The organism is Maribacter sp. HS (genome assembly GCF_048059195.1).
In the GTDB taxonomy this organism is placed as follows: Bacteria; Bacteroidota; Bacteroidia; order Flavobacteriales; family Flavobacteriaceae; genus Maribacter; species Maribacter dokdonensis.
In genome coordinates, this window is record NZ_JAYLVV010000005.1 from 374,305 (window position 1) to 388,200 (window position 13,896).

At 35.7% G+C, this 13,896-nt stretch carries 14 protein-coding genes; 3 read left to right on the plus strand and 11 right to left on the minus strand.

Translation table 11 applies throughout. From position 1 onward, the window contains the following. Window positions 1-2: 2 nt before the first annotated feature. The 10 genes from VBZ51_RS14445 to VBZ51_RS14490 form a co-directional block, all read right to left on the minus strand. The gene (locus tag VBZ51_RS14445; protein WP_058105825.1) at window positions 3-1,442 is read right to left on the minus strand and encodes an LptF/LptG family permease; all 1,440 of its coding nucleotides are present in this window, start codon (window positions 1,440-1,442) and stop codon (window positions 3-5) included. Between the two features lie 74 nt (window positions 1,443-1,516). Beyond that, a complete protein-coding gene (locus tag VBZ51_RS14450; protein ID WP_071341943.1) occupies window positions 1,517-2,161 on the minus strand; it encodes a LolA family protein in 645 nt (214 codons plus the stop codon). A 14-nt stretch (window positions 2,162-2,175) separates the two neighbouring features. Beyond that, complete coding sequence (locus tag VBZ51_RS14455; protein ID WP_416577388.1) at window positions 2,176-4,560, minus strand: DNA translocase FtsK 4TM domain-containing protein; 2,385 nt, start codon at window positions 4,558-4,560, stop codon at window positions 2,176-2,178. Between the two features lie 63 nt (window positions 4,561-4,623). Then, window positions 4,624-4,989: a diacylglycerol kinase gene (locus VBZ51_RS14460; RefSeq protein WP_058105828.1), complete on the minus strand. Its 366-nt coding sequence runs from the start codon at window positions 4,987-4,989 to the stop codon at window positions 4,624-4,626. Between the two features lie 13 nt (window positions 4,990-5,002). Continuing rightward, window positions 5,003-5,506: a thiol peroxidase gene (gene tpx, locus VBZ51_RS14465; RefSeq protein ID WP_099191949.1), complete on the minus strand. Its 504-nt coding sequence runs from the start codon at window positions 5,504-5,506 to the stop codon at window positions 5,003-5,005. A 119-nt stretch (window positions 5,507-5,625) separates the two neighbouring features. Further along, window positions 5,626-5,883: a DUF6952 family protein gene (locus VBZ51_RS14470; RefSeq protein WP_058105830.1), complete on the minus strand. Its 258-nt coding sequence runs from the start codon at window positions 5,881-5,883 to the stop codon at window positions 5,626-5,628. Next, window positions 5,864-6,178, minus strand: coding sequence for a thioredoxin family protein (locus VBZ51_RS14475; RefSeq protein ID WP_058105831.1), 315 nt, complete (start codon window positions 6,176-6,178; stop codon window positions 5,864-5,866). The genes VBZ51_RS14470 and VBZ51_RS14475 overlap by 20 nt, the downstream gene beginning before the upstream one ends. Window positions 6,179-6,248: 70 nt before the next feature. Beyond that, window positions 6,249-6,893: a peroxiredoxin gene (locus VBZ51_RS14480; RefSeq protein WP_058105832.1), complete on the minus strand. Its 645-nt coding sequence runs from the start codon at window positions 6,891-6,893 to the stop codon at window positions 6,249-6,251. A 216-nt stretch (window positions 6,894-7,109) separates the two neighbouring features. Continuing rightward, window positions 7,110-8,594 (minus strand): Na+/H+ antiporter NhaC, encoded by a 1,485-nt coding sequence (nhaC, locus tag VBZ51_RS14485; RefSeq protein WP_416577389.1) that lies wholly within the window; start codon window positions 8,592-8,594, stop codon window positions 7,110-7,112. 75 nt (window positions 8,595-8,669) lie between these two features. Beyond that, a complete protein-coding gene (locus VBZ51_RS14490; protein WP_416577390.1) occupies window positions 8,670-9,890 on the minus strand; it encodes an aminotransferase class I/II-fold pyridoxal phosphate-dependent enzyme in 1,221 nt (406 codons plus the stop codon). 150 nt (window positions 9,891-10,040) lie between these two features. Here VBZ51_RS14490 and VBZ51_RS14495 point away from each other — a divergent pair, with 150 nt between their 5' ends. Continuing rightward, window positions 10,041-10,499 (plus strand): Lrp/AsnC family transcriptional regulator, encoded by a 459-nt coding sequence (locus tag VBZ51_RS14495; RefSeq protein WP_091605021.1) that lies wholly within the window; start codon window positions 10,041-10,043, stop codon window positions 10,497-10,499. Between the two features lie 48 nt (window positions 10,500-10,547). Continuing rightward, on the plus strand, window positions 10,548-11,954 hold the full coding sequence (lpdA, locus tag VBZ51_RS14500) for a dihydrolipoyl dehydrogenase (RefSeq protein ID WP_099191953.1): 1,407 nt from the start codon (window positions 10,548-10,550) through the stop codon (window positions 11,952-11,954). Window positions 11,955-12,041: 87 nt separating this feature from the next. Here the strand turns inward: lpdA and VBZ51_RS14505 are convergent, their stop codons facing one another. Then, window positions 12,042-13,226 carry a heparan-alpha-glucosaminide N-acetyltransferase domain-containing protein gene (locus tag VBZ51_RS14505; protein ID WP_416577391.1) on the minus strand — a complete coding sequence of 395 codons (1,185 nt, stop codon included), beginning with the start codon at window positions 13,224-13,226 and terminating at the stop codon, window positions 12,042-12,044. 128 nt (window positions 13,227-13,354) lie between these two features. Between VBZ51_RS14505 and VBZ51_RS14510 the strand changes: the two genes are divergently transcribed. Further along, window positions 13,355-13,891 carry an NADPH-dependent FMN reductase gene (locus VBZ51_RS14510; protein ID WP_215997560.1) on the plus strand — a complete coding sequence of 179 codons (537 nt, stop codon included), beginning with the start codon at window positions 13,355-13,357 and terminating at the stop codon, window positions 13,889-13,891. Window positions 13,892-13,896 lie beyond the last annotated feature (5 nt).

Below are 13,896 nucleotides of genomic sequence, written 5' to 3' on the forward strand. Positions count from 1 at the left end.
TTTTAAGCTTCAGCTTTATCTTTTTTCTTAAATAATTTTTTGAAGAAATCGGCTATGAAACCAAAATCCATCATTCCCTTATCTTCGGTAGCTCTTTTGGTCAAATAAACTCCCAACGGAAGCATTATAAGTGTTGATAACCACGCCCCCAACATTGGATGAATATTTCCTTCTTTTGCGTAATTTCCGGCGAATACACCAATGAAATAATAAATAAGGAAAAGTACAATGGCGATGACCATTGGTAACCCTAAGCCACCCTTTCTTATAATAGCGCCTAATGGGGCACCTACAAAGAACAATATGATACATGAAAAAGCCAATGCATATTTATTATGTAAGGAAAGTATATGCATGTTGTAAATTTTATACCGCTTCTGTAATTCTTCTTTCTTTCCACTTACGGTACCTAAAATACTGCTAGTAGCGTTTTTAGCGCTGCTTAAAATCTGTATTTGTTGCCAATCTGGAAATAGGACTAAAAAGTTATCCGTTATAGAATCTTGAAAGGCTGTATTTTGTTTTGCCTGTAATGCTTTGTTTTCTATTATGGAGTCTTTTTTTCTAACCATGTCAGATTTGGTAGAATCTTTGTTTTTGGGCATTAAAGGTGTAAACATTCCTGTTCTTCCTTCAATATTTTTAGAAAACGCGCGTACAATTCTAAAATTATCTCCTCGTAAAGAATCGATATCCTTTTTTAGTCGGGATATATTCTTCATTTTATCGGTGCTAATATCTCTTTCTTCCTCAAGGTCATCGTTATTGATCTCAGGAATTTCAATATTCATAGTGTACGTATCAAAATCTGCTTGAGCAAAAGGGAATTTCATTTTATTTTCGCTGCTCTTAGTCTGTACGTCTTCATATAGATGCCCGTCTTTTAATACTAGCTGAATAATATCAGAGTCTTCGCTACTGATCAATTCGCCGGTTTTAGACTTAATAACTCTGGTGTTGACGTTATTTGCAGATTTTGTATGAATAATGACGTTCTTTAAAAACCGGTCATTTTCGCCGTATTTTTCATCAACCTTAATATTCATACCTTCAAAATCACTAAAGACACCTTCTGCTACAACTGCGGCTGGTTTTACCTTAGCAATATTTCTACGTAGATTGTATATTTTTCGTTGCGAAAGAGGAATCACATTATTGGCAAAGAAAAAGGTTACTCCGCCTAAAACTGTGACAAAAATGATTAAGCTTAACATGGATCGTTGCAATGAAATACCTGAGGCTTTCATGGCAGCGAACTCATAATTTTCGGCAATTGAACCAAAGGTTAATATAGATGATAACAGTACTGTTAATGGTAGAACCTTTTCTGTAAGATCAGGCATTAGGTAAAATAGAAACTTACCTATAATAACAATGTCTAGACCTTTACCGGCTAAATCATCAATAAAAAGCCAAATCGTTTGAAATATGAAGATGAACATCAATATTACAAACGAACTTACAAAATTAAAGACGAACCTTGATAGGATATATCGGTCTAGTATTCTCAATAGTTCTAATTTCTTATAATGAAATAGCCTTCATCTTTATATTTGGCTTCGTCAAAAGTAAATAAGGTTTTGGACAAATCTTGATCTGTTTTAAAAGAATTAACAGTGATCGTAGTCTTGGTACCGTTTTTACCTGTCTCAATTAATTTGTAGATATGCTTAGTCCCCATATCAATACCCAACAATCTAGATTTGATCTCGGTGTCAGAGTCAATAGGTGTTAACTTAACATATTGAATTTTTCTACCTTGTATATTCTGTAAAATGTCCCATGCATAGTTATGTCCTTCCTTGTAGAATGTCAACATTTTAGAAGGTGTCATGGCATTTTCATCGTCAGATTTATCTTCTATGGTTACTTCTTCGTTTTCAGGAACAATAGTATACACTTTATTACCATCAAAAATCTGTTGTGATCCAAGGTAATTGAACATGTATTTATTGCCGGCAAGTGTAACGTCGCCTCTTGTTTCTTGATTAATACCTGCTTCTGCATTCTTTAAATCGAATTTAAAGTCAACAAAAATGTTGTCGTAACCCTGTACTTTGTTATATACTTCGTCTAATAAAGCTTTTGCCTTATCGGAATTTTGCGCATTTGCAAAGGCCGTAGATAATATAACCGTTAATACAATAATAATTTTTTTCATCTCTTTCTTTAATATTATTCGTTATCCAATATTTGTTGAAGGGCCACCATATCAGACACATAAACTTGCCTTGCCTTGCTGCCTTCAAACGGACCTACAATTCCTGCTGCTTCCAATTGATCAATGATTCTACCGGCTCTATTATAGCCAAGTTTTAATTTTCTTTGAATTAAAGACGCAGATCCCTGCTGGGCAATTACAATGACTTCAGCAGCTTCACGGAACTTAGAATCCCTATCCGACACGTTATTATCAAGACTCGTGCCAGAATCTTCACCAACATATTCGGGAAGCTCATGCGCATCGGGGTAGGCGCGTTGACTACCAATAAACTCTACTATTTTAGCAACTTCAGGCGTGTCTACAAAAGCACATTGAATACGTGTGACATCATTACCTTGCGTAAACAACATGTCACCTCTACCAATTAATTGATCGGCACCTGCTGTATCTAAAATGGTTCTTGAATCTATTTTTGAAGTTACCCTAAAGGCTAACCTGGCCGGGAAATTGGCTTTGATAATACCAGTAATAACGTTAACCGATGGTCTTTGTGTTGCAATGATCAAATGTATGCCAATAGCCCTTGCCAATTGAGCTAATCTGGCTACCGGTGTTTCAACCTCTTTACCTGCGGTCATAATTAAATCTGCAAACTCATCAATAACCAATACGATATAAGGCAAGAACTTATGTCCATCATTAGGGTTAAGTTTTCTGGCCTTAAACTTGGTGTTGTACTCTTTTAAGTTACGAACCATTGCCAATTTCAGTAACTCATACCTATTGTCCATTTCAATACAAAGCGAGTTCAGGGTATGAATTACTTTGGTATTGTCAGTAATAATAGCTTCTTCCGAATCTGGAAGTTTGGCCAAGAAATGACGTTCAATTTTGTTGTAAAGGGTAAGCTCTACTTTTTTAGGGTCTACTAGAATAAATTTAACCTCTGCAGGATGCCTTTTATACAATAACGAGGTTAAAACCGCATTTAATCCAACAGATTTACCTTGACCTGTAGCACCTGCCATTAGTAAGTGTGGCATTTTTGCTAAATCTACTACAAAGGTTTCATTACTAATGGTTTTACCAAAAGCAATAGGCAGTTCCATTTCGGCTTTTTGAAATTTGCTTGATGCAATTACCGATCGCATGGAGACTATGGTAGAATTTTTATTAGGAACCTCAATACCAATGGTGCCTTTACCCGGAATAGGGGCAATTATACGTATACCGAGTGCAGCCAATGATAATGCAATATCATCTTCTAGATTCTTGATCTTACTGATTCTTACACCAGCTTCCGGTACAATTTCATATAAGGTTACCGTAGGACCTATGGTTGCCTTAATTTGGGCAATACCAATTTTATAATTTTTGAGGGTTTCAACAATTCTATTCTTGTTCTCCTCTAATTCTTCCTGATTTATGGTGATACCCCCAGTTGTACCATGTTGGTCTAAAAGATCAATATGTGGAAATTTATAATTTCCTAATTCAAGAGTAGGGTCAAACTCACCAAAATCGTCTACTAATTTATTGGCCAGTACATCTATTTCTTCTGGCTCTTCAATAACTTGCTCAACTTCCATAGCCAAAGTTTCCTCAGGTTCTGGTGCGGTTATTTCAAAATCACTTAAATTATCTTCCTCTTTTTCTAAATGGGGAATTTCTGTTTTATGAGTATAGGTGTCAACAACCACTGGAGCTTCTTCTTCAAGAGAGGTAGTTAGCAATTCTTCTTCCTCTTCTAAAGATTTCTTTTTGTTTGCCTTACGTTCTTGGTTTGCTTTAAATTCTGTAGTTATGGCTTCTTTTCTTGATTTAAAGAAAGCTGAAATTCCTTCGGGAGTAACTTCAAACAAACGAACGAGAATAAAAATAAGACCAAAGACCAATAATAATAAAACACCAATTTTACCTGCGTAATCTTGAAGGAAATCGTTCATTTCAAAACCGACTAAACCACCTAATAATGGACTTGTAGTTGCAAAGAACCCAAGGGCAATTGAAATCCAGATAACAAAAAGTAAACCCCAAATCCATTTCTTAATGAGCGCCTTGGATGGTAGACCTAAGAATAGGTAGATTCCACTAATACATATTAAAAAAGGGAATATAAGTGAAGCAACTCCAAATCCTTTATACATGAAAAAATGACTGATACTAGCGCCAAATTTATTCAGTAAATTTTTTGCAAGTTCATTCCTGTCCTTAAACTCGGACAAAAGGCTTTGGTCATCTTGCCAGTTAAAGTAAAACGATATAAAAGAGAAAAACAGCGCAATGCTAAATAGCATGAGCAAACTACCCAAAATGATTTTATTCTGTTTGGATAACTTAAACGGTGATCGTTTTTTAGTAGGTTTTGGCTTTGATTTAGATGCCTTTTTTGCCATTAAAACTTAATTCTGGTGCTAAATTACAAATTTACGTTGAGCTATGGTGAACTATAGACTTGCCTAAAGAATCTTTGGTACGTATATAATAAGACCAATAATGGCTGATGCTATAGAAACTAACATTACGGCACCCGCAGATATATCTTTTATGAATCCGATTTTTACATCAAATTCTGGTTGAATGTAGTCAGCAATTTTTTCTACGGCCGTATTCATGCCTTCAATACCTAAAACAATGGCTATTGCAAATATTTGAAGTATCCATTCCGTACTTGAAATGTCGAAATAAAAACCAGCGGCTGTCATAACTATAGCAATGAATACCTGAATTTTAATACTTGCTTCGGTTCGTATTAAAAGTATGGCACCTTTAAAGGCGAAACCAACACTTTTAATACGATTGACCAAAAAGGATTCTTTTGGCATGAGATTTTTGTTATTAGTTCATCAACGCCTCTAATGCCGCTTTGTAATTTGGCTCTTCAGTAGTTTCAGCTACCTGCTCGGTATAAATAACATTACCTTTTTCGTCAACAACCACTACGGCTCTTGATAATAAAGGAGCTAAAGGCCCGTCTGAAAATGCTACGTTGTAACCTTTTCCAAAATTACCATCTTTAAAATCTGAAAGCATTTCAACATTTTCAATACCTTCTGCACCGCAAAATCTTGCCTGAGCAAATGGTAAGTCCTTAGAAATACATAGTACTATGGTGTTATCCAACTCTGCAGCTTCTTGGTTGAACTGGCGAACGGATTGTGCACAAGTACCTGTGTCAACACTAGGAAAAATATTTAGAACTACCCTTGAACCTTCATAGTCAGAAAGTTTTACGCTAGATAAGTCGTTTTTAGTTAATTCAAATTCCGGAGCTTTGCTGCCATTATTTGGTAAAGTTCCTATAGTGTGTATTTCATTTCCTTTTAATGTAACCGAAGCCATAACTTTTATCTTTTTATGATTGAGAATGTGAAATTATAAAATATAAAGATGAAACGAGCGGGAATAGGACAAAAAAAAGTCCCTTCAATTTTGAAGGGACTTTATAAATTTAAAAGCTATTATTGGTCTATGGAGCCTAAGACCCGTTTCATAAACTGATTCATAGCATCTTTTTTTGGAGTGCCAGCTTCTATACTATTGGAAACTTCAATGGCACCGTACATATTTGAAATAAGTTCTCCAATGACATCAAGTTCTTCATCTTTTAACGAAGGCAACTCAGTAAGTGCTTCTAGAGTTTCAATGGTCTCTAGGACATAGTCACTATCCTTCTCCTCAATGAACTCCGTCAATAATTTAATTATGGGTAATCTCACCGATCAGTTCTTTTAATAGGTCATACTTATTGGTCTGAACCTGGTTTTTTAATTTACCTGACTCAAATGAAGCAAAAGTTGGTAAGTTGCTTACGTCAGCTAATTTTCTTGATTCTGGAAACTTTTCGGCATCTGCCAATACAAAAGTGATATTTTCGTTCTGCGAAGCTTCTTTTTTAAATTTAGGCTTCATAATTCTACAGTTACCGCACCACGTGGCAGAGTATTGAACAACAACGTTAGGGTTGTTCTCAATGATTTCCTGTAAATTATCCTGTTCTAATTCTAATAACATAACTAAAGCTTTTTAATGGTTAATAAAATGAACATGAAGTGAAATACTTCATGTTCATTAAACATTCTATTTAGTTTGCATGAGCAGAAAGGTAGCTAGCAACACCGTCTCTATTTGCAGACATTGCCTCTTTACCTTCTTCCCAGTTTGCAGGGCAAACTTCACCTTTTTCCTGTACATGGGTTAAAGCATCTACCAAACGTAAATACTCACCAACATTTCTACCTAAAGGCATATTGTTGATACTTTCGTGTTGTACAACACCTTCTTCATCAATGATATATGTTGCTCTGTAAGTAACATTGTCACCTTCAACCTGAACGGTTTCAGTTTCTTCGTCGTAAACTTCGTTCTGAATGTCCAAGATGCCTAGAACGCTAGAAAGGTTACGGTTGCTATCCGCTAAAATTGGATATGTTACACCTTCAATACCACCGTTATCCTTGTCTGTGCTCAACCAAGCAAAGTGTACTTCTGGAGTATCACAAGATGCACCTATTACAAGTGTGTTTCTTTTTTCGAACTCACCAATGGCAGCTTGGAATGCGTGTAATTCCGTTGGGCAAACAAAAGTGAAATCTTTTGGATACCAGAATAGAACTACTTTTTTATTATTCTTTTGAGCTTCTTCTAAAACATTAAGTTTAAAAGTATCGCCCATGTCGTTCATTGCGTTAACACTAATATTTGGGAATTTCTTTCCTACAAATGCCATAATATGTTTTCGTTTTATAATTAATTATAAAGCAAAATTAAGACTTGTAAGAGGGTTAAGTGCCTTTCTAAATTAGATTTTTCAATAGTAGAATAACTATTTTGAATAGCGAAGCAATACAGGTGTTTTTAGTGTCGATGACGTAAAATTAAGACCCTTAATTTATCACATTGACAATTGTTGGCTTATTGTGCTAAAAAATGATGAATTTTAATTTTAAGCTTTGCCCGTGGCTAACTTTTTTATTTTAATGTTGAATCCTGCAAAGATGAAGGTCATTATTGGACTTAACCAGTTAAAAATGGCATAAACAAAATACTCTGCTACACCAACACCCAAAACACCACTATGGTAAGCGCCACAGGTGTTATACGGAATTAAAACAGATGTTACCGTACCAGTATCCTCAAGAGTTCTACTCAAGTTTTCAGGAGCCAAGCCTCTGTCCTTGAATGCTTTTGAGAACATTTTGCCCGGTACTACAATTGCTAAGTATTGATCAGAAGCGGTACCGTTTAAAACAATACAGCTAATTCCAGTGCTAAAGAATAGCCCAAAAGTAGATTTCGCCATGCTCAACAATGATTTTGTAATTCTTGCCAAAGCTCCAATACCATCCATAATGCCACCAAAAAACATAGCACAGATGATAAGCCAAATGGTGCCTAGCATACCTGTCATACCTTTAGAGGAAAATAAATCGCTTAAAGCTTTATTATCCGTAGGTATATCAGTACTTACCGTAATCGCTTTTAAGATTCCCTGATAACCCGATTCAAAATTTAGTTCTGATGCTCCTGTGATGCCGGCAACAATATTTGGTTGAAAGATCAATGCAAAAATAGCCGCTAATAAAGTACCTATAAGTAATGCTGCCAATGGAGGTGTTTTTTTTACTATTAGCGCAATAACGGCAATGGGTACTAAAAATAACCATCCGTTGATATTAAAGGAGGAATCTATAGATGCTAAAATGGCGTCTACATCAGCTTCTCCACTTGTATTAAGGCTAAACCCAATAATTAAAAATACAATTAGCGTAACGGAAATAGTTGGTACCGTAGTCCATAGCATATACTTTATATGCGAGAACAATTCTCCACCGGCCATTGCAGGTGCTAAATTTGTGGTGTCGCTCAGGGGAGATAATTTATCACCAAAATATGCTCCGGATAAAACTGCTCCTGCGGTCATTCCCAAAGAAATACCCAGTGCTTCACCAATACCTATTAAGGCAATACCTACGGTTGCAGAAGTGGTCCAGCTACTACCTGTTGCTACGGATATAATGGCGCAAATAATCACACAAGCCGCTAAAAATATGGTAGGATTAAGTATTTGAAGTCCGTAGTAGATCATGGCCGGAATTATGCCGCTAACCAGCCAAGTACCTGCAAGAGCACCTACCATTAAAAGTATAAGTAACGCTCCCGTGGTAGATTTTATGTTCTCTTCAACCTCGGCAATCATTTGCTTGTAAGATACCTTGTTCAGAAAACCAACTATTGCGGCCACTGCGCCACCAAGCAATAAAATAAACTGATTTGATCCACTGAGCGCATCATCACCAAACACATAAACATTATAAGCCAACATGGCAATTAGGGCGATTACAGGAACTAAAGCTGCAAAAATGCTCAGTTCTTTATTGTCAACAATATGCTCATTTTCCCTATGTTCATTAGTGTTTTGGTCAATCATTAAAATGAAGTTTGGTTATTTCGTAATATTACGATTTCTGTTACGGATGTGCAAACCCAACATGCAAAATAGAGTTTAGACTTTTATGCTTTTGATATCCAGAATATTAAGATCCAAGAGGCACTTTTTCATTAATTCATAGGTTCGTTCTATGTCATCGTCAAGTCCAATGGAAAATCTAATTAGGCCATTGCCCAATCCCATTTCTTGTTGTTCTTCCATAGGAATTTCAGAAGACGTTGAGCTACCTGGGGCACTGAACAAGGTTTTATAAAAACCTAAACTTACGGCTAAGTAGCCCAATTTTCTTTCTTGCATTAATTCCATCAATGCATTGGCATTTTCTAAACTACCAACGTCCATTGTAATTAAGCCGCCGTAACCATATTCCGGATTCATTTGATCTTCCATAATCAAATGACCTGGGTGAGATGAGAGGCCTGGATAGACTATTCTAAGTCCGTCCCTTTCAAAATTTTCAGCCAAGAACTGGGCATTTTCACTGTGTTTTTTCATGCGTATATGCAGTGTACGCATGTTTTTTAGAATTGAAGAAGCTCTTAAACTATCTAATGTACTACCTAATAACATACCCGCACCATTATTTACATCTTTAAGTCCTAAACAAAATTCGGTGGTGCCGCAAACGACCCCTGCAACACAATCGCTAGTACCATTTATAAATTTGGTTAAACTGTGTATGACGATATCTGCACCCAATTTAGCCGGGGTAATGGTTAAAGGCGAGAAGGTATTGTCAACAGCTAATTGTAGTTTGTTCTTCTTTGCTATTCGTGATAATGCCGAAATGTCCGCTACTTCTAAAAGCGGGTTGCTTACGCTCTCACAGTAAATCAATTTAGTATTTGGTCTAATAGCGTTTTCTACGGCATCTAAATCCGTAATGTCTAAAAAGCTAGTTTCTATCCCAAACTTTACTAGAAAGTTTTTCATGAAAGCATATGTGCCACCGTAAATTGTTCTACTACTTATTATGTGGTCGCCCGCACTACATATTTGTAGAATTACAGCTGTAATAGCCCCCATGCCACTGGCGGTTACATTGGCGCTTTCTGTACCTTCTAAAGCTGCAAGGGCTTCACCTAAATATAAGTTTGAAGGGGAGGAATGCCTACTATATAGATAGCAGCCTTCTGTGTTTCCTTCAAAAGTATCGAACATCGTCTTTGCCGATATGAAAGTATATGTAGATGAATCTGATATGGACGGATTTACGCCACCGTATTCTCCAAAGTATTGTAAATCTTGTAAATCATTGCTGTTTTTGTGACTCATGGGTTGTTGTTTTCTGTAAAACTACCCTTTAAGTGTAAATTTGTCAACAGAGATGTAAATTTTTAGAATTTGATGCTATTATTTATAAGAAATTAGATTTTTATTCCATTATTGTTTAATTTGTAACAACCAGACAGAATTATATTCATTATGAAACTTGACCAAATTGATAACAAGCTATTGGAATTACTACAGGAAGATAGTAAGAAGACAACTAAAGAGTATGCCTTAAAATTAGGACTTTCCACCACTGCTATTTATGAACGTATAAAAAGATTGGAACGGGAAGGGGCAATAAGAAGTTACGTGGCGTTAGTTGACAAAACTATTGTAAATAGGAACTTTACGGTATTTTGTCACGTGAAGTTAGTACAGCATGTTAAGGATAATATTGCACAATTTGAAGCACAGGTCATGCGTTTGCAAGAGGTGGTAGAATGTCACCATTTAAGTGGTGATTATGATTATCTATTGAAAATTCATGTTAAAGATATGGAGGCTTACAGACATTTTATGGTCAATAAATTAACGACTATGAATCATATTGGAAGTACTCAAAGCTCATTTACTATAAAAGAGGTAAAGCATTCTACCGCTATACCGCTTTAAAACTAAAAATAGTATTAATTTTGTAAGACATTAGAAAATTAAAATTTTATGGATCAATATGATGTAGCCATTATAGGCTCAGGACCTGGAGGATATGTCGCAGCAATACGTTGTGCGCAACTAGGAATGAAAACTGCAATAATTGAAAAATATTCCACCTTGGGCGGAACATGTTTAAATGTTGGCTGTATTCCTTCTAAGGCGATGTTAGATTCTTCGCATCATTATGAAGATGCCATTAAGCATTTTGATGAGCATGGTATTGAGATTCCTGGTGAAGTTAAAGTGAACTTGGAAAAAATGATCGCTCGTAAGCAAGGTGTGGTTGATCAAACTACAAAGGGTATAGAGTTTTTGATGGACAAAAATAAAATTACCGTTTATGAAGGTGTAGGTAGTTTTAAAGATGCTACTCATATTAACATCAAAAAGAACGATGGAAAAACCGAAGAGATCGAAGCTAAGAATATTATTATAGCCACAGGTTCCAAACCATCTACCTTACCGTTCATTACATTGGATAAAGAACGTATCATCACATCTACAGAAGCTCTAGAACTAAAGGAAGTACCAAAACATATGATTGTTATTGGTGGTGGTGTTATAGGCTTGGAATTAGGTCAGGTATATAAAAGACTAGGGGCTGATGTTACGGTGGTCGAGTTTATGGATCGTATTATTCCTGGTATGGATGGTGCACTTTCAAAAGAACTGACCAAGGTGCTTAAAAAGCAAAAAGTGAAGTTTGCCTTATCTCACAAAGTAAAATCCGTTGAAAGAAAAGGAGATCAGGTTATTGTAAAGGCCGATGATAAAAAAGGTCAAGAGGTTGTTTTTGAAGGTGACTACTGTTTGGTTGCTGTAGGTAGAAAACCTTATACTGACGGATTAAATGTTGATGCTGCAGGTGTTCAACTTGATGAAAGAGGTAAAGTCATTGTTGATGAGCACTTGAAAACTAACGTAGATAATATCTACGCTATTGGTGATGTCATCAAAGGAGCTATGTTGGCTCATAAAGCGGAAGAAGAAGGTACTTTGGTTGCTGAGCAATTGGCAGGTCAAAAACCTCATATTGATTATAACTTAATACCTGGGGTTGTGTATACTTGGCCAGAGGTAGCTGCAGTTGGTAAAACTGAAGAAGAGCTAAAGGAAGCTGGTGTTGACTATAAAGTTGGTCAATTTCCAATGCGCGCTTTAGGCCGTGCAAGGGCAAGTATGGATACTGACGGATTTGTAAAGATCCTTGCCGATAAAAAGACCGATGAAGTCTTAGGAGTTCATATGGTAGGTGCTCGTGTTGCAGATTTAATTGCCGAAGCGGTAACTGCAATGGAATTTAGAGCTTCCGCAGAAGATATTTCTAGAATGAGCCATGCTCACCCTACATATGCTGAAGCAGTGAAAGAAGCAGCATTGGCCGCAACCGATGATCGTGCGCTTCATGTTTAATTAATAGATATTATTTTAAATAAAAAAGGCAGCCCTTGGGCTGCCTTTTTCAATATTATAACTTCTAGACCATTTGTTAGGATGGTTTTAATTTTTTATCAATCCCAGTAATCGTAGTACTTTTTCCGTAATGGTTCTCAATGCTTCAAACAGTAAAATTGCTATTTGTTCCAAGTAAATTCTAGTAGTTGACAAAAAGCTAGATATGCTAGATTTAATTTCTACTTTATGATTTTCATACTGTAGTGCAAAAAATGTACTTGCAATCATAAACAATATGGCTCCCGGTACAACAAAGTATGGATTCAGTGAGTGGTGAAAAAACCTATATAAGCCAACGCCTGTAAAACTACCATATAGAATAATGAAATGTATGATATATATTGATAGCGTGCTTTGACCGATTTTAAGCCAAGTAGAGTTCATTAAAAACTTTCTTAGCAGTATAAATATGGAAAAGACTAATAATACATCACCTAAGCGAATAAATAGGTAATTATTATTGAAAATCGATTGAAATAGCTGTATTCCGGTAACTTCATGCAAATAGAGAAAGAAATCGGAAGAAAAAAATATTAAGATTAACCCAATGGCTACATATGTTGGTACTATGAAATTATAAACATTTTTATTGTTTTGAAATCTAGAAAATAGCACAGATAGAAAACTACCTATGGTTGCATAGCCCAACCAGGGTATAATAGTGAACACAGAGCCGTTGGTCTTTGTGAAATAATTTGCCATGGCTTGCGGTAAAAAATTAAAACTTAGGGTTTTGTAATAAGGCTCAAAGGCAAATAATAATAGGGTAGTGGTTGCCAATATTGTTGGGAAAATCCATTTCTGCCTAGCAAATGTCAAGATGTAAAAACCTATGATGAATAATAAAGAAAGCCCAATACAGTGCAGTACATCAACTAAATAAAAAGAATCATAGATTTCGCCTTTAAAGAGACCAAAAATATTCATTCTTAAAAGATAGGCGATGACCAAAAGTTCAAGACCACGTTTAATTCCTTTTTTTACGCGAGGGTTTCTCCAACCCGTCTGTGGTGATCTTATCAGTAAAAAAGTAAAAATAAAACCAGAAACGGTAAAGAAAACCGGAGCGGTAATTCCTCTAAAGTATTTCCAAGTGGCAAAGAGCATATTTGAGTTGTCTCTGAATGTATTATCAAGCAAACCATCAATAAAATGACCTTGTAACATCATTAAGATGGCCCACGCTCTTATCGCGTCTAAAAAAAACAATCTTGACTTAGAGTTGCTCATTATAACAATTATATCCTATATACTTATAAAACAGTAAGTTTGGATGTTTAAAGCGGTAAAATTAGATAAAATAATTTAAGGTTAGGCTTTATTAAATTAAATTCGCAAATACACAATAAAATAGCATTATGAGTTACGTTTTAACATTTGCAGGAAGCAATTCTTCAGTTTCCATTAATTATAAATTGGCAAAATATACTTCCACGTTAATTGGCGATACAGAGGTTAGGTTAAGAGACATGTCTAAATACCCTTTTCCTATGTATAGTCAAGATGCGGAAAAAGAAGATGGTTATTCTAACTCTTTGGTGGAGTTTAAGAATGAAATAAGTAATGCCAAAGGCTTGATCATTGCCGTAAGTGAGCACAATAGTTACCCTTCTGCTTATTTTAAAAATGTTATGGATTGGTTATCTAGGTTAGATGTAAAGTTCTTAGCGGATAAGAAGATATTGTTAATGGCCACTTCAAATGGTGGTCGTGGTGCTATTGGAGCCTTAGAGGTTGCGGAAAAAATGATAACTAGATTTCAAGGTACTGTGGTTGCATCTTTTTCATTGCCAAGATTTAACGAGAATTTTGATGAGCAAAAAGGAATTACAGATGATGAATTGGCAAAAGTACACGCTGAAAAAGTAAGCACTTTTGTAAAGGCTATTTCCTAATTAAA